The organism is Sphingomonas sp. UNC305MFCol5.2 (assembly GCF_000712135.1).
Lineage (GTDB): Bacteria > Pseudomonadota > Alphaproteobacteria > Sphingomonadales > Sphingomonadaceae > Sphingomonas.
This window is the reverse complement of sequence record NZ_JOOE01000004.1, coordinates 2,501-24,914: the sequence shown is the minus strand read 5'-3', so window position 1 is coordinate 24,914 and position 22,414 is coordinate 2,501. Positions and strand designations below refer to the sequence as shown.

General features: G+C 64.7%; 13 protein-coding genes, 3 tRNA genes and 2 rRNA genes. 9 read left to right on the top strand and 9 right to left on the bottom strand.

The genetic code is table 11. The annotated features are described in order from the left end of the window. Position 1 precedes the first annotated feature (1 nt). Together BR78_RS0116140 and BR78_RS0116135 are read left to right on the top strand one after the other, a co-directional pair. On the top strand, positions 2-379 hold the full coding sequence (locus tag BR78_RS0116140) for a hypothetical protein (protein WP_029937060.1): 378 nt from the start codon (positions 2-4) through the stop codon (positions 377-379). A 52-nt stretch (positions 380-431) separates the two neighbouring features. After that, positions 432-508 (top strand) — tRNA-Arg (locus BR78_RS0116135). A gap of 162 nt (positions 509-670) precedes the next feature. Here BR78_RS0116135 and BR78_RS0116130 read toward each other — a convergent pair. Beyond that, positions 671-744: transfer RNA gene (locus BR78_RS0116130), tRNA-Gln, on the bottom strand. 152 nt (positions 745-896) lie between these two features. Here BR78_RS0116130 and BR78_RS0116125 point away from each other — a divergent pair. Both BR78_RS0116125 and BR78_RS0116120 read left to right on the top strand, forming a co-directional pair. Beyond that, a complete protein-coding gene (locus BR78_RS0116125) occupies positions 897-1,952 on the top strand; it encodes a Ppx/GppA phosphatase family protein (RefSeq protein WP_081855827.1) in 1,056 nt (351 codons plus the stop codon). Further along, positions 1,949-2,629, top strand: a complete 681-nt coding sequence (locus tag BR78_RS0116120; protein ID WP_029937058.1) for an RlmE family RNA methyltransferase — start codon at positions 1,949-1,951, stop codon at positions 2,627-2,629. Before BR78_RS0116125 ends, BR78_RS0116120 begins: the two co-directional genes overlap by 4 nt. 52 nt (positions 2,630-2,681) lie before the next feature. Here the strand turns inward: BR78_RS0116120 and rpoZ are convergent, their stop codons facing one another. Further along, a complete protein-coding gene (gene rpoZ / locus BR78_RS0116115; protein WP_029937057.1) occupies positions 2,682-3,026 on the bottom strand; it encodes a DNA-directed RNA polymerase subunit omega in 345 nt (114 codons plus the stop codon). 215 nt (positions 3,027-3,241) lie between these two features. On the opposite strand from rpoZ, the gene BR78_RS0116110 reads away from it, so the two are divergent. Continuing rightward, a complete protein-coding gene (locus BR78_RS0116110) occupies positions 3,242-4,411 on the top strand; it encodes a phospholipase D-like domain-containing protein (protein ID WP_029937056.1) in 1,170 nt (389 codons plus the stop codon). On the opposite strand, the gene BR78_RS0116105 is transcribed toward BR78_RS0116110, so the two are convergent. Further along, positions 4,408-5,058: a TetR/AcrR family transcriptional regulator gene (locus BR78_RS0116105; protein WP_029937055.1), complete on the bottom strand. Its 651-nt coding sequence runs from the start codon at positions 5,056-5,058 to the stop codon at positions 4,408-4,410. The genes BR78_RS0116110 and BR78_RS0116105 overlap by 4 nt on opposite strands. A gap of 89 nt (positions 5,059-5,147) precedes the next feature. Between BR78_RS0116105 and BR78_RS0116100 the strand changes: the two genes are divergently transcribed. Genes BR78_RS0116100 through BR78_RS0116090 form a run of 3 tightly spaced genes read left to right on the top strand, consistent with a single transcriptional unit; the run spans position 5,148 to position 9,290 of the window. Continuing rightward, a complete protein-coding gene (locus tag BR78_RS0116100) occupies positions 5,148-6,608 on the top strand; it encodes an efflux transporter outer membrane subunit (protein ID WP_029937054.1) in 1,461 nt (486 codons plus the stop codon). After that, positions 6,601-7,749 (top strand): HlyD family secretion protein, encoded by a 1,149-nt coding sequence (locus BR78_RS0116095; protein WP_029728705.1) that lies wholly within the window; start codon positions 6,601-6,603, stop codon positions 7,747-7,749. The genes BR78_RS0116100 and BR78_RS0116095 overlap by 8 nt, the downstream gene beginning before the upstream one ends. A gap of 11 nt (positions 7,750-7,760) precedes the next feature. Continuing rightward, positions 7,761-9,290 carry a DHA2 family efflux MFS transporter permease subunit gene (locus BR78_RS0116090; protein ID WP_029728706.1) on the top strand — a complete coding sequence of 510 codons (1,530 nt, stop codon included), beginning with the start codon at positions 7,761-7,763 and terminating at the stop codon, positions 9,288-9,290. Positions 9,291-9,479: 189 nt separating this feature from the next. Here BR78_RS0116090 and BR78_RS0116085 read toward each other — a convergent pair whose 3' ends face one another. The 3 genes from BR78_RS0116085 to BR78_RS0116075 are packed head-to-tail and all read right to left on the bottom strand — an operon-like array spanning position 9,480 to position 13,206. Continuing rightward, positions 9,480-9,851, bottom strand: a complete 372-nt coding sequence (locus BR78_RS0116085; RefSeq protein ID WP_029728707.1) for a YdbL family protein — start codon at positions 9,849-9,851, stop codon at positions 9,480-9,482. Then, the gene (locus BR78_RS20625; protein WP_081855854.1) at positions 9,851-10,009 is read right to left on the bottom strand and encodes a YnbE family lipoprotein; all 159 of its coding nucleotides are present in this window, start codon (positions 10,007-10,009) and stop codon (positions 9,851-9,853) included. Before BR78_RS20625 ends, BR78_RS0116085 begins: the two co-directional genes overlap by 1 nt. A 44-nt stretch (positions 10,010-10,053) precedes the next feature. Then, positions 10,054-13,206: an intermembrane phospholipid transport protein YdbH family protein gene (locus tag BR78_RS0116075; RefSeq protein WP_029937053.1), complete on the bottom strand. Its 3,153-nt coding sequence runs from the start codon at positions 13,204-13,206 to the stop codon at positions 10,054-10,056. A gap of 403 nt (positions 13,207-13,609) precedes the next feature. Here BR78_RS0116075 and BR78_RS20620 point away from each other — a divergent pair, with 403 nt between their 5' ends. Further along, positions 13,610-18,850 (top strand): Ig-like domain-containing protein, encoded by a 5,241-nt coding sequence (locus BR78_RS20620; RefSeq protein ID WP_037566989.1) that lies wholly within the window; start codon positions 13,610-13,612, stop codon positions 18,848-18,850. 253 nt (positions 18,851-19,103) lie between these two features. Here BR78_RS20620 and BR78_RS0116065 read toward each other — a convergent pair. The 3 genes from BR78_RS0116065 to BR78_RS0116055 form a co-directional block, all read right to left on the bottom strand. Further along, positions 19,104-19,180 (bottom strand) — tRNA-Met (locus tag BR78_RS0116065). A 73-nt stretch (positions 19,181-19,253) separates the two neighbouring features. Then, positions 19,254-19,368, bottom strand: a 5S ribosomal RNA gene (gene rrf / locus BR78_RS0116060). Positions 19,369-19,516: 148 nt separating this feature from the next. After that, positions 19,517-22,309: ribosomal RNA gene (locus tag BR78_RS0116055) — 23S ribosomal RNA — on the bottom strand. Positions 22,310-22,414: the final 105 nt, after the last annotated feature.

Genomic DNA, 22,414 nt, shown 5'->3' with positions numbered 1-22,414 from the left:
CATGCGCGCCCTGCTCGCCGCCTCCGCCCTGCTTTTCACCGCCGCCCCCGGCGCCGCGATCCAGCATCACGGCGACGGTCCGGTCGCGATGCTCGCCGGCAAGCCGGTCAATTGTGTCCGGCTCAACCAGATCCTCCGGACCAAGGTTCGCGACGGCGCTACGATCGATTTCGTGATGCGGAGCGGGCAAGTCTATCGCAACAGCCTCGACGGCGGCAGCTGCCCCGGTCTCTCTTCAGAGAGGCGCTTTCTGTACAAGACCAGTTCGGGCGATCTCTGTTCGTACGACACGATCACCGTGCTCCGCGATACCGGCCCGTCGCGCGGCGCCAGGTGCGGGCTCGGCAGTTTCCAGCCGGTGACGCTCACAAAGCGCTGAAAAGGAAACGGCTGGCGCGCTCCCTCCGGCTTTGCTAGGCGCGGCTTTCAAGGCACCCGTAGCTCAGCTGGATAGAGCGCTGCCCTCCGAAGGCAGAGGCCACAGGTTCGAATCCTGTCGGGTGCGCCAGCTTTCACCCCCGGCCCATTGTGAATGCCCGCATTCAGCGTGAGCGAGCTTCGTCGCAGCGATGGGATTGGCGGTGGGGGGCGTGCACACTCGCCCGATCGACCGGCACCTTCGTGCGAACTGGTCTCTCTCAAGATATCGCTCAACGGGATTTGAGCGGTCTGGATGCCCCGTGAGGATTCGAACCTCAATTGACGGAGTCAGAGTCCGTAGTCTTACCTTTAGACGACGGGGCAACAGGGCCGGCCAGATAGGGCGGGGTTTGAATGCTGTCAACGCCACTTCGGCAGTGCGCCTTGCTCCGTCCGTCCCTCTGCGCTAGCCTCGTTCCCAAGCACCGGACGGTCAACATGGCCGAGACGGAACAGAACATAAGCGAGTGAACCCGATGGGGGATGGCCCAGCCAGAGTGCCCCGTGGCCGGAGCGGCAGTTCCGCCCGACCGATACCCAAAGCACCGCCCGAGCGGCCTGCCCGGGCACGCTGGCCCGAATCGCGCCATTTCGCAGCGCTGGATCTGGGCACCAACAATTGCCGATTGCTGATCGCCCGGCCGCAGGGGGCGGGCTTTACGGTGATCGACGCCTTTTCGCGAATCGTCCGGTTGGGCGAGGGCCTCGCGACCAGCGGCAAGCTGTCCGATGCCGCGATCGACCGCACGCTGGCGGCGCTGCGGATCTGCGCGGACAAACTCAAACGCCGCAACGTCGCACTGGCGCGATCGGTGGCAACCGAGGCATGCCGTCAGGCCACGAACGGATCCGAATTCATCGAGCGTGTCTATCGCGAGACGGGAATCGCGCTCGACATAATCACGGCGGAGGAAGAGGCCCGGCTGGCCGTATTGGGCTGCCACGCGCTGCTCGAACCCGGCGACGGACCCGCTCTGGTATTCGACATCGGCGGCGGCTCGACCGAGCTGGTACTCGTCGATTCGCGTGCGGAAGTGCCGCGCATCCTCGACTGGCACAGCGCGCCCTGGGGCGTGGTCTCGCTGACCGAGGCCACGGGCATCGCCGACGGCGCCGAACATGGTGCCGCAGTGTATGCGGACATGCGCGCTCGAGTGGCCGAGAGCTTCGCGCCCTTCGTCGCGCGCCTGCGGACGCCGAAGGGCACGCCGCGGTTGCTGGGCACGTCGGGCACCGTGACGACGCTGGCCAGCGTCCATCTGGGGCTGCCAGCTTATGATCGGTCGGTGGTGGACGGGCTGATCATGCCTTCGGCGGCGATGCGCGAAGTCAGCCGGCGAATCGCGGGGATGAGCATGGCGGAACGTTCGCAAGTGCCGTGCATCGGCGGCGAACGCGCCGATCTGGTGGTCGCCGGATGCGCGATCCTCGAGACGATCCTCGACTTGTGGCCGGCCGAACGCCTAGGCATCGCCGATCGCGGCATCCGCGAAGGCATCCTGCGACGTCTGATGAACGGAGACCGGTTATGAGCCGCGGCGGCGGGCGCGGCCATACGCGCGTGAAGACGGCGCGGGGCCGCACCCCGCAATCGAATCGCTGGCTCGAGCGCCAGCTCAACGATCCTTATGTGAAGCGCGCCAAGGCCGAGGGCTATCGCAGCCGCGCGGTCTACAAATTGCTCGAACTCGACGAGAAGTTCGATTTTCTCAAGGGGTCGAAGCGCGTCGTCGACCTCGGCATCGCGCCGGGCGGCTGGACGCAATTAGTGCGCAAGCGACTGCCCAAGGCCGCGGTGGTGGGAATCGACCTGCTGCCCGTCGATCCGATCGACGGCGCGACTATCCTGCAGATGGACTTCATGGACGACGCCGCGCCCGATCGGCTGGTCGCGGAACTGGGCGGCGCGCCCGATCTGATCCTCTCGGACATGGCCGCCAACACCGTGGGCCATCCCCAGACCGACGCGCTACGCACCTTGGGGCTGGTAGAGGCGGCGCTCGACTTCGCGCTTCGCACGCTGGCGCCAGGCGGCGATTTCGTCGCCAAGGTGTTCGCCGGCGGCGCCGATTCGGCACTGGTCGCGGAGATGAAGCGCAATTTCGCCACCGTGAAGCACGCCAAACCGCCCGCTAGCCGCAAGGGCTCAGTGGAATGGTTCGTGGTCGCGCAGGGCTTCAAGGGCCGCGCGGAAGAGGCGCCCGAATAGAAAACGGCCCCGGATCGCTCCGGGGCCGCGAATTTCCTGCGATACGAAAAAATCAGCCTTCGTAATCGCTGCCCAGATTCTGGTTGCGGGGCGGCGCCGCCGCGGTGAGGCGAAGCGCCTCGGCCGACTGCGCCAGCGAACCGACTTCGTCCGGTGCTTCCTCGTCGTCGATCTGGACGCGCTGAAGGCTGGAAACCACCGCTTCCTCGAGATGGGTCGGGCGAACGGTTTCCTCGGCGATCTCGCGCAGCGCGACGACCGGATTCTTGTCGCGATCGCGATCGATGGTCAGTTCGGCCCCGCCCGAGATCTGCCGGGCGCGCTGCGCCGCAAACAGAACCAGATCGAATCGGTTCGAGACCTTGTCGACGCAATCCTCGACTGTGACGCGCGCCATCTACGCTTTCCTTGGATAATGGTGTCCGGGAGAGGGGCGGCACTTAGGCATCGACCCGCTGATTGTCAAGGAAAACGCCCCGTCGCCAGCGCGGTTGAAACCAGAATGCGGCCCATGGGTTCAATGGTTTCAGTTGCGTCACGAGGATTCGGGCGGTGCGATTGCCGGAGACTGCCACACTTGCCGCCGCGGCCGGTGCAGCCCATGCATTCGCCATGGATCCCTGGTCGCAGCCCTTCACAGTCGACGGTAACCGGCTGACGATGCTGCCCAAGGGGCCCGAACGCATGGACGCGTTGCTGGCGTTGATCCGTTCGGCGACGCGGACGCTACGGGTGCTCTATTACATCTATGTCGACGACGCGGCCGGCGCCGCGATCCGCGATGCGCTGATCGCGGCCGCGGAGCGCGGCGTGAAGGTCCATTTGATCGTAGACGGGCTGGGCAGCGAGCACGCCGCCGCCCGCCACTTCTTCGATCCGCTGCAGAGGGCAGGAGTGGACATGTGCCGCTTCGTGCCCCGCTGGGGTCGCCGCTATCTGCTGCGCAATCACCAGAAGCTCGCGCTGGCCGACGAATCGCGTGTGATCATCGGCGGGTTCAATATCGAGAACAGCTATTTCGGCACGCCTGAACAGCATGCCTGGCGCGACCTCGGGCTGATCGTGGAAGGGCCTGCCGCCGCACGACTGGTGGGCTATTTCGACGCGCTGTCGCGCTGGGCGAAGCGGCCGCGCGCGTCGATGCGCTCGCTCGCACGGATGCTCAATTCGTGGAGCGAACCCGAAGGCGCAACCCGCTGGCTGCTGGGTGGCCCGATGCGGCGGCTCTCGCCATGGGCGCGAGTCGTCAAGCGCGACATGCAGCGGGCGCAGGCAATCGACCTGATCACTTCCTATTTCGCACCCAATCCCGCCATGCTGCGCCGGCTCGACAAAGTGGGCAGGCGCGGGCGCGTCCGGCTGGTACTGCCGTCAAAGGTGGATCACACCGCGTCGCTGTGGGCGGCGCATTTCACCTATGCGGGACTGTTGCGCAAGGATGTCGAGATCTACGAATATCAGCCGTTGAAACTCCACACCAAGCTGTTCGTCATCGACGATGTCGTGCACATCGGCTCGGCCAATTTCGATATCCGCAGCATGTTCCTCAATCTAGAACTTATGCTGCGAATCGAGGATGTTAGCTTTGCGGCACATGTCCGGAAATTCATCGAGGGCGAGATCGCCAATTCGGAACAAGTAACCGCCGAAGTTTACAATGCGCGCACCGGCATGTGGACACGCGTCAAGCAGTTCGCGGCATATTTCGTCATGGCGGTGCTCGACTACAACGTCACCCGGCGGCTCAATTTCGGCCCACAGCGACCGCGGCGGCGAAACTAGGCTTCGCCGGGGCGAGCAATGTCGAAGGCATGCGCGAAGATGTCGGCCGCGCCATAGGCCTCCGCCTCGACGGTTTCAGGCGTAGGCTCCGCAATTCCCCAGATCACACGCTGGTGAAGCCACCCCATGCACAGGCAGGCGAGCGCACGCGCCGCAACCAGCGGATCCGCGTCGCGCATGTGCCCGACCGCCATCTGGCCCGCGAAGAAATCGGCGAGCATCCGCTGGGTGGGTTCCGGCGCGCGGCGATAGAAAATCTCGCCGACCTCCGGAAAGCGCGCCGCTTCGGCGGCGATCAGGCGATGCAGCCGCACGCTGTCGGGCGAGGTGATCTTGGCGATGAAACTGCGGCAGAAAGTTACGATCGTCATCCACAGATCGGCCGACGGTTCGAGAAGATCACCAAGCTCCCGGCGGTAGGACGCCGTGGCATGTTCGAGCACCGCCGCGAACAGCTCTTCCTTCGAGGGGAAATAGTTCCAGAGCGTACCCTTGGAGCCGCCCAGCTCGACCGAGATCGCCGACATCGATGTCGCCGAATAGCCGCTTTCGAGAAACGAACGCTTGGCGACGTCGAGGATCGCCAGCCGCCGCTCTTCCTTGCGCGCCTCGCGCTTGCCGGGCGCCTTTTCGATTAGCGTTTCCATAACCGTACTATAGGGTACGATTTCCTATTGACAAGGCGCAAGGCCCGGACCATTTGCGTCGCCGTACCCTACAGTACGGTATTTAAATCATGATCGCTTCCCGCTTCCGGCCTGCCCTCGCGACGCTCGCCACGCCGCTCCTCTTTTCCGCCTGCGCACCGGTGCCGCAGCTCGGCGCGCGCCCCGAGGTTCGCGCCGGCGACAGCTATGCCGCGAGCCAGACCTTCGGCGCCGCGGCGGCGACATGGCCCGCCCGCAACTGGTGGACCGATTATGCCGATCCGCAGCTCACTGCACTGATCGAAGAAGGGCTCAAGGACTCGCCTGATCTCGCCGCCGCCGCGGCGCGGCTGCGTTCGGCGCAGGCTTACGCCCAACAGGCCGGCGCCGCCCGGCTCCCCTCGATCGGAGTCGACGCGAGCGCGACCGAGGCCAAACAGAGCTATAACAACGGCATCCCCGCCGCGTTCGTGCCGCAGGGCTGGAACGACAGCGGGCGCGTCGCCGCCAGCCTGAGCTTCGACCTCGATTTGTGGGGCAAGAACCGCGCGGCACTTGCCGCGGCGACCTCCGATGCCGAGGCCGCGCGGATCGAGCTCGAACAATCGCGGCTCGTGCTCTCGACCAACATTGCAAGCGCCTATGCCGATCTGGCACAGCTCGCCGCCGAACGCCGGGTGCAGGAGAATGCGCTGCGCCTCCGCACCGAGACGCAGAAACTCGTCTCCGATCGCGTCGCTGCCGGCCTCGATACCCGCGCCGAAAGCAAGCAGGCCGATTCGGCGGTCCCCGCCGCACGCGCCACGCTCGCCGCAACCGACGAAGCGATCGGGCTGACCCGCAATCGCATCGCGGCTTTGCTGGGCAAGGGCCCCGATCGAGGCCTGACCATAGCCCTGCCCGTCTCGCCCGCCGAGGCGCGGTCGCTTCCCGCCGGCGTGACCACAGACCTGATCGGCCGCCGCCCCGACATCGCCGCCGCCCGTGCCCGGGTCGAGGCCGCCGCCAGCCGCATCAAGGTGGCGCGCGCCGACTTCTATCCCTCGGTCAATCTCAGTGCCTTGATCGGCTTCCAGTCGCTCGGCCTGTCGAACCTGTTCGACCGCGGCTCGACCTTCGGCCAGGCCGGCCCCGCGATCAGCCTGCCGATCTTCCGCGGCGGGCAGCTCGCCGGCCAATATAAGGGCGCCCGCGCCGGCTATGACGAAGCCGTCGCCAATTACGACGGCACCGTCGCCACTGCGTTCCGCGAAGTCGCCGACGCAGTGACCAGCCAGCGCGCGCTCGCCATCCGCCTCTCCGAGAGCCGGCAGGCGCTCGCCGATTCGGAAGCCGCCTATGGAATCGCCAGGCAACGCTATGAAGGCGGCCTGTCGACCTTCCTCGATGTTCTGACCGCCGAAGAGAGGGTGCTGCAGAACCGCCAGATCGTCGTCGACCTCGAGGCGCGAGCATTCACGCTCGACGTTCAATTGGTCCGCGCGCTCGGCGGAGGCTTTTCCAACAACAACACGGCCACCGCCGCACGCAAGGATTCGACCCATGGCTGACGCAGATCCCGCAGGCCTCCAGTTGCGCACCGACGAGGTGCAGAACAAGCCCAACACGCTCCGCAAGAAGCTGCTCGGCGGGATAGCCGGCGCCGTCTTGCTCGCCGGCGCCGGCTATGGCGGCTGGTATGCCCTGGTCGGCAGCCATCATATCGGCACCGACAATGCCTATGTCGGCGCCGACACCGCCAGCGTGACGCCGATGATCGCCGCGCAGGTGCTGAACGTTCGCGTCGCCGACACGCAGGCGGTGCGCAAGGGCGACGTCCTCGTCCAGCTCGACGGCAGCGACGCGCGGATCGCGCTCGCGCAGGCCGAGGCCGAACTCGCCAGGGCCCGGCGCCAATATGGCCAGACCTCGGCCACCAGCACGGCGCTCGCCGCGCAGGTCGATGCTCGCAACGCCGATATCGCGCGTGCCCGCGCCCAACTCGTCTCCGCGCAGGCGGATTACGAGAGGGCACGCGTCGACCTCGCCCGGCGCCAGCGCCTCGCCCCCAATGGCGCGGTGTCGGGCGAGGAACTCTCCTCGGCGACCAACGCCTTCGCCTCGGCCAGGGCGGCACTCGAACTGGCGCGCGCCGGCATTGCGCAGGCGAGCTCGACCAAGGGCGCAGCCAGCGGCGAACTGGCCGCCAACAACGCACTGATCAGCGGCACGACCGCCAACACCGCGCCCGAAGTGCTGGCGGCGCAGGCCAAGGTGGCGCAGGCGAAGCTCGATCTCGAGCGCACCGTGATCCGCGCGCCGATCGACGGGGTGGTCACCCGGCGCAACGTCCAGATCGGCCAGCGCGTCGCGCCCGGCACTGCGCTGATGCTGATCGTCCCCGTCGGCCAGCTTTATGTCGACGCCAATTTCAAGGAAGGCCAGCTCGACCGCGTCAAGGTCGGCCAGCCGGTGACGCTCACCTCCGACCTGTATGGCGGCGATGTCGAATATCATGGGCGCGTCGTCGGGCTCTCGGGCGGTACCGGCGGTTCCTTCGCGCTGATTCCCGCGCAGAACGCCACGGGCAACTGGATCAAGGTGGTCCAGCGCCTCCCCGTACGCGTCGCGCTCGATCCGAAGGAGTTGCTGGCGCACCCGCTGCGGGTCGGGCTGTCCATGGACGCCGAGATCGACGTCTCGAAGAACTGAGGACAGCTCCGATGAACGGCAAGGCCGAGGAAATGGCGCCCCTCACCGGGTTCCGGCTGATCCTCGCGGGCGCGGTGCTCGCGCTCACCAACTTCATGGTGGTGCTCGACACCACGATCGCCAACGTCTCGGTGCCGCACATCGCCGGCAGCCTCGGCATCTCGGCCAGCCAGGGGACGTGGATCATCACTTCCTATGCCGTGGCGGAGGCGGTGTGCGTGCCGCTGACCGGCTGGTTGGCCGGCCGGTTCGGCACGGTGCGCACCTTCACCTTCGGGATGATCGGGTTCGGCCTGTTCTCGCTGCTGTGCGGCATGTCGACGTCGCTCGGCATGCTCGTCGCGTGCCGGATCGGGCAGGGCCTGTGCGGCGGCCCGCTGATGCCGCTCAGCCAGACCTTGCTGATGCGCATCTTCAAGCCCGAGCAGCGCGCGCAGGCAATGGGCGTATGGGCGATGACCACGGTTACCGCGCCGATCCTCGGCCCGATCCTCGGCGGCACGATCAGCGATTCGTGGTCGTGGCACTGGATCTTCTTCATCAACATCCCCGTCGCCGCGCTCTGTGCGTTCGGCGCGATGCGGCTGCTCGCTTCATCCGAGACCAAAACCGAGAAGATGCGGATCGACGGCGTCGGGCTCGCGCTGATGCTGCTGTGGATCGGCGCGCTGCAGATCATGCTCGATCTCGGCCGCGAGCATGACTGGTTCAGCGATCCGACGATCGTCGCGCTGGCAGTGATCGCCGCGGTGGGGCTGGTCGTGTTCCTCGCCTGGGAGCTCACCGAGGACCAGCCGATCGTCGACCTGCGCGTGTTCCGGCATCGGGGATTCACGGTGGCGGTGACATCCCTGTCCTTCGCCTTCGCCACCTTCTTCGCCTCGGCAGTGATCATCCCGCAATGGCTGCAGACCAGCATGGGCTACACCGCAACTTATGCGGGATATGCCACTGCGTTCACCGGCGTCGCTGCGGTGATCATGTCGCCGATCGTCGCCAAGCTGTCGACGAAGGTCGATCCGCGCGCGCTGGTCTGCTTCGGCATCCTCTGGCTCGGCCTGACCTCGCTGCTGCGTGTCCACTGGAACAGCGGCGCGGACTTCTGGACGCTCGCTTTCCCCCAATTGCTTCAGGGCTTCGGCATGCCGTTCTTCTTCATTCCGCTGACGACGCTCGCGCTCGGCGCTGTCGAGCCCGAGGAGACCGCGGCTGCCGCGGGGGTGATGAGCTTTTTGCGCACCATGGCCGGCGCGATCGGCACTTCGATCTCGGCGACGATGTGGGACGACAGCAGCCGGGTTGCCCGCAGCGAGATCGTATCGAGCCTGAACACGCAAGGCACCAGCGACGCGCTCGCCGCGCAGGGCTTCTCGGTGGATCAGATCCGGATGGTGATCGCCCAGCTCGTCGACAAGGAAGCCCTGGCGGTGGCGACCACGCACATCTTCCTGATCTCGGCGGTGGTATTCGCCTTCGCGGCGATGATCATCTGGCTCACGCCGCGGCCGTCACGGACGGTCGAGATGGGAGCGGCGCATTAGCGATCTTAAACTCCCCTCCCTGCTTGCAGGGAGGGGTTGGGGGTGGGTGCGCGCGTCTGCGCGCCCAAAAGACTCTGTCGCCCAGCGGCGAAGCGCCGGGCGAGGCATCGAGCCTCGCCGCCGCTACCCACCCCTTGATCCCCTCCCTTACCGGGAGGGGAAACTAGAGCGCGATTTCGCCTTATCGGCTCAAAGACAGCGCGGATCGCGCACGGGTGCTTCGGCACCGCGGGTGAGCCAGCGGCCGTCGGGCGCCTGATATTTCTCGCCCGGCGCCGTACGCAGGATCAGGTTGCAGCCGGTGACGAACGCCATCTGCTGCACGGTCGAGCCCGCCGCAGCCTGATCGGTATATTGCTTCTTGCGCTGGATATTGAGGTTGTTGACCAAGGCGCGAAGCTCCGGGGTCGCCGTGCCGACGATCCCGAGATAGCCGTCGGGCTGTTCGCCGACCTGACCCGCGGCGCGCGCCGCGGCATAGGCCGGATCGCGCTGGGCGAGCGCCGGCGTGACGGTCAACGCAGCTGCCGCAAGCGCGGCGGTGAAGAGCATAGGGCGCATCAGAAGATTCCCGGATTTTCCTGGATCAGTGTCTTCGCCTTGTTGTCGAGGCGATACACCACTTCCTGGGTGATCGATATGTTGAGGTTGATGACGATCGGCTTGTCGGGCGCCGTCACGTTGACGCAGCCGCCGATCGTGGCTCCGATCGGGAGCATCGCCAAAAGGCCTGTAGTTCGATTCAACCGCATCACGGCTCCCTTCATCGCAGCTTGTCGCTTTCGCGCGGCTGAACCGGCTTCGCGCCGTTTTCGCCGCCGGATCGTTCCTGTTCTTCGAGCAACGAGGGCAGGTTGCGCTCGATCAGCCGGTTCGGATCGTACCAGGACTGCACCGAATCGAGCAGCTGCTTGAACGGCGCGCTGACCCGGACGTTGAACACGAAGGGCAATTTCGCCAGCCGCTTCAACAGGAAATTGGATTTGGTCCCCTTGCCCTGGCTGACGCCGGAAAAGCGGATCTCGGTGACCATGTCGCCGGCGAGCGGACCGTTCATGGCGATCGTCAGGCTGCGATAGTCGAGCGCCTTCAGCGCCTGGAACGCCATATTGCCCCAGAAACCCACGTCGTGCTGCGAGATCTCGCCGACATAGGCGACCGAACCGCCGGCGCGGGCGCGCAGGCTGCCCCCTTCGATACGGCCGCCTTTCTCGTCGAAGATCATCGGCAGCGTTCCGTCGAACGTGCCGGTGGCGTCGAGATTCTCGAACTCCATCTCCTTCAGGAACAAGGCCGCGTCGGCGCCGATAACCCGAAAGGTCATGCGCCGCTCGCGGCTCTGGCTGAAGTCGAGGATCGTCGGCTCGAGCACGAGTTCGCCGCCGGCGAAGGGCCAGCGCCCGCCTTCCACCTCGACACGCTGGCTGTCGAGCAGGCGGAAGCGGATCGCGCCGTTGCTGACCGGTACGCCGGGGTTGATCTCGGCGACGGTCGCGACCTGGCCGGGTTCAGTGCGCATGTTGAGGAGATCGCTGAACCGGATTTCGGTGGCGAGGCCGCGGACCGACCCGAACGCCGCGGCCAGATCCGCGCTGCGGGTGCCGAAGCGGCCTGTACTGGTCACGCCTTCGGGCGACCACAGGATGCGGCCTTCGCCTTCCACGGTTCCGCTCACGTCGGCGATCACGCCGAAGGTGAGCGGCGTGAGGTCGCTGGGCTGCAGCCCGCTTTCGGCGAAGCGCAGGCCGGGCACCGCGATTGATGCGACGCCCTTGCCGGTGGAGAGGTCGTGCCGGATTTCCACCCGCCCCACCGGCACGCCGGCGGTGGGAGTCTTGAGGCCGGCAGTGGCGACGATATCGTTGCCAGCCAGCCGCAGCATCGCGTCGTCGCTGGCGAGCGGGTGGAAACGCACCGGCGCGGCGGTGTCGGCGACTTGCAGCCGCCCCGCGAGCGACAGACCCGTGGCATCGGCTTTCCATGTTCCCGCGCCGCCGGAGATCACCAGCGGCACGCTGCCGATCTGGCCGCCGAGATCGGCAAAGTCACCGCCGATGACGTCGCCGAAGCGGCCGGAGAGCGTGCCGATATCGAGGCGCGTGATGCTCCCCGCGCCGAGACGCACCGCCGTCCCGGTCACTTCGAACCGGCGGGTCCCCAGCTCGAACCGTGCCTCCGCCGCTCGCAAGGCGAGCGGGCTGGAGCCGACCCGGCCGGAGAGGCCCGGGTGTACGAGGCGAACGCCGCCGCCCACGCCGCCCGGGCCGGTGCGCACCATCGCGCTGCCCAGCGGACAGGCCGTCACGCCCGCTGGCATCAGCACTACCCCCGCCGCGGCGATCCGCTCGAAGCGGACGGGAACGCAGCCCGGATTCAAGGTGATGCTCCGGTCGCGCCAGCGTGCATCGAGCGGGAGTGCGAGGCGATCGATCCGCCCGCCCGCAAAGGGCCCCGAAAGGGTGGCGAATGTCCGCATCGTGCCGCCGCGATCCCCAAGCACGAAGACCAGGTTCGACAATGCGAGGCTCGCACCCTCGGCGGCATAAGGCTGGAGGAAGCCGACGCCGTAGATCTGCGCGTCACCCGGTTTCTGTGACAGGCGGACCAGCACTTCAGGCATTCCGCCGCCGCGCAGCGCGAGCGTTCCGTCGAGCCGCGGCGCCGCGCCACTGGCGTCCCCGCGCACGCCATCCCCGCGGTCGAACGAGAATCGAGCGCCATTTGCCGCGGCGACTTCCAGACGCGGCAGGCGGTATTGCATTCCAGTCGGCGAGACGGTGAGGACGAGGTCGGCACTCGCATCGAACGCGGCAGCCGCCGTGGCGGTGGCACCGGCCAATTGCGCGACGATCGGTCCGATCGGCGTGCCCTGTGCAGCGGCGGCAGTGCTCCGGATCTTGTCGAGCAACGCCCGCGAGAGGCGCGTCGAGCCGGCGGCGATCCTCCCGCGATATTCGAAGCCACTCCCGCGCTGGGCAAAACCACCGCCGAGCTGCAACCGCTCTCCCGCCGCCTGGGGCATGTCGAAGCGCCCCGTGCCGAGAGCGACCTTGCCGCGCGTTCCCAAGGCACCGCCGGCAAAGGACACGTCCCCCGCCACTTGGGAAACGCGCCGCCGGGGCATGGAGAGCGCGGCGAGGTTCACACGCGCCGTACCGTTCCAATTGTCCAGTCCCTCGCTCAGCATCGCCTTGAGCGCGACCCGTGGCTGATCGGCGCGGATGGTGCCGCAATCGAGGCTCGCCGCTGCCAACGGACCGGCCAGATCGGGTCGGGCGCGGCGAATGTGGAGCGCCACCGAAGCTGACAGGTCGAGTATCGAACAACCGGCGATATCCAGCCGCTGCGCGGCGATGCGCGTGGCGCCCGTGAAGCCGTCATCGAGCATCCCCTTGCCCGCCATCCGGAAATCGACAACGCCGTGCCCGCTATCCAGCCGCATCCGCAGATCGGCGACGGCGAGTTCGATGTGCGGCAGCGTAAAAGGTTTCCCCGACGAAGGCGGCATCAGCCGGTCGATCGCCCCCAGCGACAATTGACCCTGCACCAGTCGCGCCTTCATACGGACCTCACCGGAGCGCAACGCCAGCACCTTGGCGCCCCAGGGCGACAGCGTGGTACCCAGCTCGACCCAGTCGGCGGTCAGATCGGGATTGCGGGGATCGCCGATCACGACATGGGTGAGCCGCTGACGCCAGGGGGAGAGCTGCTCGATCTCGTACTGGGCGCGGACGCCCCGGCGGCTCAATTCCCGATCGACGAATTCGCGCGCGATGGTGCGCCGCTGCAACCACGCGACGAGCAATGCGGTCAGCAGCAGCACGAACAGCGCTAGAAACAAGCGTCCCCAGCGCGCACGGCGGGGAGGCACTCCCGCAGTCACTTCGTCCGGCGCTTCATCCAAGCTTGTCGTCACGCCGTAGCAACTCCCGCGCCCCCTTATGGCTGCGTTCGCGATTGGTGTCGATCGCAGGGAAGCCGGTCGCCGCGGGCGCCAGGGCCTGAAACGGGGGCACGCCTCGTCCTGCCGATCCTTGATTGGAATCGGATCTTTCCGCGCAGGCCCCGGCCAAAATGATTTGCTATGGACTCGAAGTCATCGGCGAGTAACCTGTGCGTGTTCCGATATGAAATAAGATCGAGTCGCGCGGGGCAAAGTTTCGTTCGAGATTTCGAGCGCTGCGTTCGGACGGGGGATTGGGACCACATCAACAATTTCCGCACATGCGCGCCGAATACGGCGAGCTTTGTAATTGTTATTCCATGCTCTTTTCGTCGCAAATCGGCTGCTTCCTGCAATGCAACAATAGGAGACGGATGTGCCCATCTACACCGGCAATAATGGTAGCAACACCATCAACGGCTCCAACGGCGATGACACGATCTATGGCCTTGGCGGAAACGACCATCTCTATGGGCGCGGCGGAAACGACACGATCTATGGGGGAACCGGCAACGACGACATCGAAGGCAATGACGGCAACGACACACTTTATGGCGAAGACGGCAATGACGACATGTCGGGAGGAAACGGCAACGACGTCATGAGCGGCGGCGTGGGCAATGACGACATGTTCGGGGATGCCAATGACGACACGCTGACCGGTGGTACCGGCAATGACGTGATGCATGGCGGCACGGGCAACGACACCCTCTATGGCGAGGCCGATAGCGACACGCTCTATGGCGACGACGGCAACGACTATCTCCATGGCGGCGCGGGGCTCGATCATTTGTTCGGCGGCAACGGCGCCGATACGCTGGACGGCGGCACCGACGACGACGAGCTGTCGGGCGGCACCGGCAACGACATCCTGATCGGCGGCGACGGCAACGACCAGCTTTCCGGCGACGACGATGACGACACGCTCTCGGGCGGCAGCGGCAATGACAATCTGTCGGGCGGCAACGGCAACGATACGCTCACCGGCGGTGCGGGATTCGACGTCATCGACGGCGGCGCGGGCACCGATACCGCAGTCTATTCGGGCTCGCTCGCCGATTACACGATCTATCGGCTCGGGCCGATCGCGGGCGTGGTGCATAACGGCCCCGGCGGGCCCGGTTCGGGCACGGACGGCACCGACCTGTTGGTCTCGGTCGAGCGGCTGCAATTCGCCGACGTCACTATTGATCTCACTGCGAATAACGCGCCGTTCGCGGCCGACGACGCGGCCGCGCTCACCGAGGATGCCGGCAATTACAGCAGCGGCACCGCGAGCGTGCTCGACAATGATTTCGACTTCGAGGGCGATACGCTGACCGCCACTCCCGGCGTGTTCAACGGCACCTATGGCACGCTGACGCTCAATGCCGACGGCACCTATAACTATGTGCTCAACGCAACGGCGCAGACCCTCGCGCAGGGACAGGTGGTGCAGGACAGCTTCACCTACACCGCGTCGGACGGCAGCGCCTCGGACACCGCCAACCTCGTTTTCACGATCACCGGCGTGAACGACGCGCCCGTCGCCAATCCCGACAATGCGGCGACGACCGAGAATGCGAGCATATCGATCAACGTCCTCGCCAACGACACCGATGTCGACAATGGCGCGGTGCTCACCGTCACCGGCGCTTCGGCCCCGGCGGGACAAGGCAGCGCCGCCGTGGTCGGCAATCAGGTCCAGTTCAATCCGGGCAGCGACTTCGACCATCTCGCGGTGGGCGCGACCGCCAGCGTCACGCTCAATTACACGATGCAGGACCAGTTCGGCGCCGCTTCCGCCTCGACCGTGACGGTCACCGTCACCGGCACCAATGACGGCCCCGTCGCCAATCCGGACGCCGCCGCGACGACCGAGAACGCGACGATCCTCGTCAATGTCCTCGGCAACGATACCGATGCGGACGACGGCGCGGTGCTCACGGTCACGACTGCCTCCACCCCGTCGGGCCAAGGCACCGCATCGGTGGTCGGGAACCAGGTGCAGTTCGCCCCGGGCAGCGATTTCGACTATCTCGCGGTCGGCGAAAGCACTGTCGTCACGGTCAATTATTCGATCGCCGACGAACATGGCGCCACCGCCGCATCGACGATCGCCCTCACCGTCACCGGCACCAACGACGCGCCGGTGATCGATGCCGGCGGCACCGATGCCACGGGCAGCATTACCGAACTGCCCAATGGAGATCCGAACGAGAATGCCTTCACGCACCAGGACAGCGGCACGATCGCGTTCGACGACGCCGATTTGAGCGACACGCACAGCGCGAGCTTCGTGCCGCAAGACAGTGGCTATGTCGGCACCTTCACGCTCGATGCCGTCAACCAGGGCACCGACAGCGTCGGCTGGCATTTCGCAGTCGACGACAGCGCGATCGATTTCCTCGACGAAGGCGAGACGCTGACGCAAGTCTACACCGTCTCGGTGGATGACGGACATGGCGGCACCACGACGCAGGACGTGACCGTCACGATCACCGGCGAGTCCGACAATCTGCCGCCCGACGCAGTCGACGACGCTTATTCGGTGGTCGGCAACGTCACGCTCACCGTCGATGCGAATGACGGCGTGCTCGCCAACGACACCGACGATGGCGGAGTCGGCGCCGGGCCGGGCGAGGCTTCGGTCACTGCCTTCGACGCGACATCGGCGAACGGCGGCAGCGTGACCGTAAATCCCGACGGCTCGTTCACCTACGAGCCGCCGGTCGGTTTCAGCGGTGCCGACAGCTTCACCTACACGCTCACCGACGCCGACGGCGCAACCGACACCGCGACGGTGACCGTCACTGTCGGGGCGAACCAGGTCTGGTTCATCGACAATGCCGCGGTCGGCAGCGCCAATCTGGGCACACAGGCCGATCCGTTCACGTCGCTCGCGGCCTTCAACGCGGCGCAGGGCTCGCCGAGCGGCCCCGGCACCGGCGACACCATCTATCTGCGCGAAGGCACCGGCACCTATTCCGAGGCCGACGGCATCAATCTGCTGAACGGTCAGACCTTGGTCGGCGGCGGCCAGGATCTGGTGATCGGCGCCGAGACGATCGAGCAGGGCACCGGCCGGCCGACGATCATCGTCACCGGCGGCACGAACAACGGCGTCGATCTTGCCCAGAACAACCATATCTCGGGCTTCGACATCGGCGACACCACCGGCGCGGGCATCTCCGACGGCGGCGGCGGCGTCGGCACGCTGACGGTCAGCGACGTCGGCAAATCGGGCGTGGGCCAGATCATCGACGTGGATCAGGGCGGTACGCTCAATGTCGCGCTCAACAGCGCCGCCTCCTCGGGCTCGAGCGGCGGCGCGATCGACCTGGCCGGCGTGAGCGGCAGCTTCACCGTCACCGGCGCGACGACGATCACCGGCACGCATAGCGGCGGCGGCATCGACATCACCGGATCGTCGCTCAGCGCCAGCTTCACCGGCGGCGGCACGGTCTCGACCGGCACCACCACCGCCGTCAACTTCACCGGCAACAGCGGCGCGCTGGCGCTTGGCGGCGGGCTCGACATCGTCACCACCAGCGGCGCGGGTCTCAACGCCAGCGGCGGCGGGTCGGTCACCGCGACCGGCGCGGGCAACAGCGTGACCTCGACCACGGGGGTCGCGGTGTCGGTCAGCGGCACTGCGATCGGCGCGGCCGACCTGACCTTCGAGAGCGTCTCGGCCGATGGCGGCGCCTACGCAATCCGGCTCAACGGCACCGGAACGGCGGGCGGGCTGCACATCACCGGCACCGGCAACGACGGCTCAGGCGGCACGATCCAGAATATCGGCGTGCGCGGCATCGAACTGATCAACACCGCGGAGGTGAGCATCGCCAATGTCGCCCTCACCAACGCCAATCTGACCAACGGCACTTCGACCGATCTCGACGTGAGCAATTCCAACGGCGCGATCTATCTGAGCGGCGTGAACGGCGCATCGTTCGACAATGTCGATATCGACGGCGCCGCCGACAGCGGCGTCGTCGGCATCAACGTCGCCGATTTCGTGATGAACAACAGCACGATCACCCAGGCCGGCAATGCCGTGAACGAAAGCGGCCTCGAGTTCACCAATCTGTCGGGCAATTCCTCGATCTCGAACACCGACATCTCCTTCTCGGAGACCAACGGGCTCGACATCGTCAACACCGATGTCGGACTCAACCTCGTGCTCGACAACGTCACCATCCGCGACAGCCAGACCGTGATCGGCGGTGGTCCGGTCAACCCCAATGGCGATGGCGGCCTGCAGTTCCGCAGCTTCAGCACCGCGCCGGGCGCGCCAGTCACCAACATCGACATCATCGACAGCGATTTCGTGCGGCTCCGGACCCAGGCGATCCAGGTCGTCGGCGATCATGATTCGATCGTCAGCGTCGATATCGTCAACAATCTCATCGACAGCGAAGCGGCGATCGGCACCGGCATCGATCTCAATGCAGGCAACGCGTCGCAATTTTCGTTCAACGTCATCGGCAACACCGTGACCAGCCGCGGCGGCAACGCGATCAACGTCACGGCTTTCGGCGGCGCCGACATCGAAGGGCGGATCAACGACAATATCGTCACTGCCAATGCGGCTGGATCGGGCGTGCGCATTCTTCCGCAAGACACCGGCAGCACTGCGATCGTCGAGGTCCGCAACAACAATTTCACCATGGGTACCGGCAACAGCAGCGCATCGATCGAGGCGCAGGCGCGCTTCGGCGACGCGCGGCTCGATCTCACGCTCGACAACAACACGCTCGATTCGAACGCCACCGCCCTTGCCGACATCAACATCACCGCCGGTTCCTCGGCGGCCGGCGAGACCAACCAGGTCTATGCCAACATCATCAACAACGATGTCCTTGCCGGCGGACCCACCAACCTGCTGCGCCTTCGCACCTCGGATCTGGACGGCACCTCCGATCCGCGGATCTTCCTCGGCGGTTTCGTCGAGGGCGGGCCGGGCCTCGACGATGATGCGGTCGCCACCTGGAACGCCAACGGCAACACGCCGGTCGCCACCGCGGCGAACATCGTCGTGAGCCAGACCGGCGGGGCGACCTCGCCGGCCGGGGGCATCGCGCTGGTCCCCGACAATCCGACGCCACTGATGGCGGACGCCGTCGCCGGACCGTCGGCCGGCACCGGCCATCTGCTCGGCCAGACCGAGCTCGATGGCCTTGTCGATGCCGCCATCCAGCGTTGGGCGGATGCCGGCGCCGGCGCCGACGCGGTCGCCGCGATGCGCGCCACATCGTTCGCGGTCGCCGATCTGGCCGGGCTCGATCTCGGCTTGCACGGCAGCGGCGGAGTGCTGATCGACAGCAATGCCGCCGGCTTCGGCTGGTATCTCGATGCGACGCCGTTCGACGATCTCGAATTCGCGGGGGACAATGGCCCTGCGGGCATCGATCTGCTGACGGTAGTCATGCATGAGCTCGGGCACGTCGCGGGGCTGGACGACCATTATTCGGCCGCCGCGAGCGACGACGTGATGTTCGGCTTCCTCCGCGAGGGCGAGCGGCGGGCTCCGGAAGGCGCCGAGACGGAAAGCGCCGGGCAACTCGGATGGGCCGACATGTCAGCGCATGATTACGCCACGTCGCAGCAACACCATCTGGACTATTGGGTGTAGCGGACGCGCGGCAGCCGTTTCGTGTTCGTCATGACGGGGAGTGGTCGGGTTGCCCGACCACTCCGGCCTTTCCCTTCACCTGCGTCGCACGACAAGCGCGGAGCAGGACGCAAGAAAGCCCGCGTGCTTTGCGGCATGCGGGCTTTGGCTGGTTGCGGGGTCAGGATTTGTCTGACGGCCTTCAGGTTGTGAGCCTGACGAGACGGCGGCACCCAAAGGCCGCCCGGGGCGGCTTTGGTGCGGCGAGCGACCTTGGTTGCGGGAGCAGGATTTGAACCTGCGACCTTCAGGTTATGAGCCTGACGAGCTACCGGGCTGCTCCATCCCGCGCCATGGGCGCGACCGGAGGTCGCTTAACTTGTGAATGGGTTTTTGCTGATTTGCGTTTCGCACGGGCTGCAATGCCTGGCGACGACCTACTCTTCCATCGCTTGAGCGATAGTACCATCGGCGCTGTCTGGTTTCACGGCCGAGTTCGGGATGGGATCGGGTGGTTCACAGACGCCATAGCCACCAGGCAATGGAGCCCGTGCGACGGGCAGCCTGGGCTGCCCTTTGGGCGCAAATCAGGGTTTCAAATCGATACCGTGCACACGGGTTTGAATAAAGCTGCGACTGGATCATCCGACCAGAATGTCAGCCAGAGCTGTCATTGATGGTGGAACTCTCAAGCGCGAATAGGACAATTAGTATCGGTTAGCTCCATGCGTTACCGCACTTCCACATCCGATCTATCAAGGTCGTGGTCTTCGACCGTCCTAAGAAATCTTATCTCGAGGGAGGCTTCCCGCTTAGATGCTTTCAGCGGTTATCCCGTCCATACATAGCTACCCAGCTGCGCCGTTGGCACGACGACTGGTACACCAGAGGTATGTTCAACCCGGTCCTCTCGTACTAGGGTCAACTCCTCTCAAATTTCGACGCCCACGGCAGATAGGGACCAAACTGTCTCGCGACGTTCTGAACCCAGCTCACGTACCACTTTAATTGGCGAACAGCCAAACCCTTGGGACCTGCTCCAGCCCCAGGATGTGATGAGCCGACATCGAGGTGCCAAACAACCCCGTCGATATGAGCTCTTGGGGGTTATCAGCCTGTTATCCCCGGCGTACCTTTTATCCGTTGAGCGATGGCCCTTCCACGAGGGACCACCGGATCACTATGACCGACTTTCGTCTCTGCTCGACTTGTCAGTCTCGCAGTCAGGCTGGCTTATGCCATTGCACTCTAACAGCCGGTTTCCAACCGGCCTGAGCCAACCTTCGCGCGCCTCCGTTACTCTTTAGGAGGCGACCGCCCCAGTCAAACTACCCGCCACAGAGGGTCCCAGCACCGGATGACGGTGCGTGGTTAGACATCAGAAAACAACAGGGTGGTATTTCACATTGTGGCTCCACACTGGCTGGCGCCAATGCTTCAAAGCCTCCCACCTATTCTACACAGTTCCTTCCTAATGCCACTCTGAAGCTGCAGTAAAGGTGCACGGGGTCTTTCCGTCTAACCGCGGGTACTCCGCATCTTCACGGAGAATTCAATTTCGCTGAGCATGTCCTGGAGACAGTGGGGAAGTCGTTACGCCATTCGTGCAGGTCGGAACTTACCCGACAAGGAATTTCGCTACCTTAGGACCGTTATAGTTACGGCCGCCGTTTACCTGGGCTTCATTTCGGAGCTTGCACCCCTCCACTTAACCTTCAGGCACCGGGCAGGCGTCAGACCCTATACGTCGTCTTGAAGCCGACTTAGCAGAGCCCTGTGTTTTTGCTAAACAGTCGCTACCCCCTGGCCTGTGCCCCCTTGAACTGCTTGCGCAGAACAAGGGCCTCCTTCTTCCGAAGGTACGGAGGCAATTTGCCGAGTTCCTTCAGGACACTTCTCTCAAGCGCCTTGGTATACTCTACCTGACCACCTGTGTCGGTTTCGGGTACGGTCTATACGGTGGGGCTATTTCCCGGGACCTCTTCGAAGCACGATCAATCCGATAAGATCGTACAACACACGAGATCCGTCACACACCACCAGGCCCACGAATATTAACGTGGTTCCCATCGACTACCCCCTTCGGGCTCGTCTTAGGGGCCGGCTCACCCTGCGCGGATTAGCCTTGCGCAGGAACCCTTGGTCTTTCGGCGAGAGGGCATCTCACCCTCTTTATCGCTACTCATGTCTGCATTCGCACTTCCGATACCTCCACAGCCCATTACCAGACTGCTTCACAGGCTTACGGAACGCTCCGCTACCACGTGATCTTGCGATCACATCCTAAGCTTCGGTGCATCACTTTAGCCCCGTTACATCTTCGCCGCAGGAACCCTTGTTTAGACCAGTGAGCTGTTACGCTTTCTTTAAAGGATGGCTGCTTCTAAGCCAACCTCCTGGTTGTTTTGGGATTCCCACATGCTTTCCCACTTAGTGATGACTTGGGGACCTTAGCTGTAGGTCAGGGCTGTTTCCCTTTTGACGACGGACCTTAGCACCCGCCGTCTGTCTCCCGGATAGTACTCATAGGTATTCGGAGTTTGGTTAGGTTTGGTAGATCTCGCGACCCCCTAGCCCATCCAGTGCTCTACCCCCTATGGTATTCGTCCGAGGCACTACCTCAATAGTTTTCGCGGAGAACCAGCTATTTCCCGGCTTGATTGGCCTTTCACCCCTAAACACAACTCATCCGGTAACTTTTCAACGTTAATCGGTTCGGACCTCCAGTGAGTGTTACCTCACCTTCATCCTGGTCATGCCTAGATCGCCGGGTTTCGGGTCTAATACACCAAACTAAGTCGCCCTATTCAGACTCGCTTTCGCTGCGCCTACACCTATCGGCTTAAGCTTGCTTGGTACATTAAGTCACAGACCCATTATGCAAGAGGTACGCTGTCACCCCATAAAGAGGCTCCAACTGCTTGTAGGCAATCCGTTTCAGGTACTGTTTCACTCCCCTCATCGGGGTGCTTTTCACCTTTCCCTCACGGTACTAGTTCGCTATCGGTCATGTACGAGTATTTAGGCTTGGAGGGTGGTCCCCCCATGTTCAGACAGGATTACACGTGTCCCGCCCTACTCGAGTCCCTCAACATCACTTTCGCATACGGGGCTGTCACCCGCTATGGCGCTCCTTTCCAGAAGCTTCTGCTAGTTGAATTGAGGGCACTGGCCTGGTCCGCGTTCGCTCGCCACTACTAACGGAATCTCGGTTGATGTCTTTTCCTCCGGGTACTGAGATGTTTCAGTTCGCCGGGTTCGCTTCACGAAGCCTATTTTATTCAGCTAAGTGATACCTTTCTCCCATTACCCCGACCGTCATTGCTGACGCTCGAGATAATCGGATCAGGTGGGTTTCCCCATTCGGAAATCGTCGGATCAAAGCTTGCTCACAGCTCCCCGACGCTTATCGCAGCGTGCCACGTCCTTCATCGCCTGTACATGCCAAGGCATCCACGAATTGCCCTTACCTCACGCTTGAGAGTCCACACCACCAACGACAACACTGGATGGGTCATAAGACCCACACGAAACTCGGCAGAGCAGTGATGCGTGGTTTTACCAGGTCTCCACTCAGGCAACGCC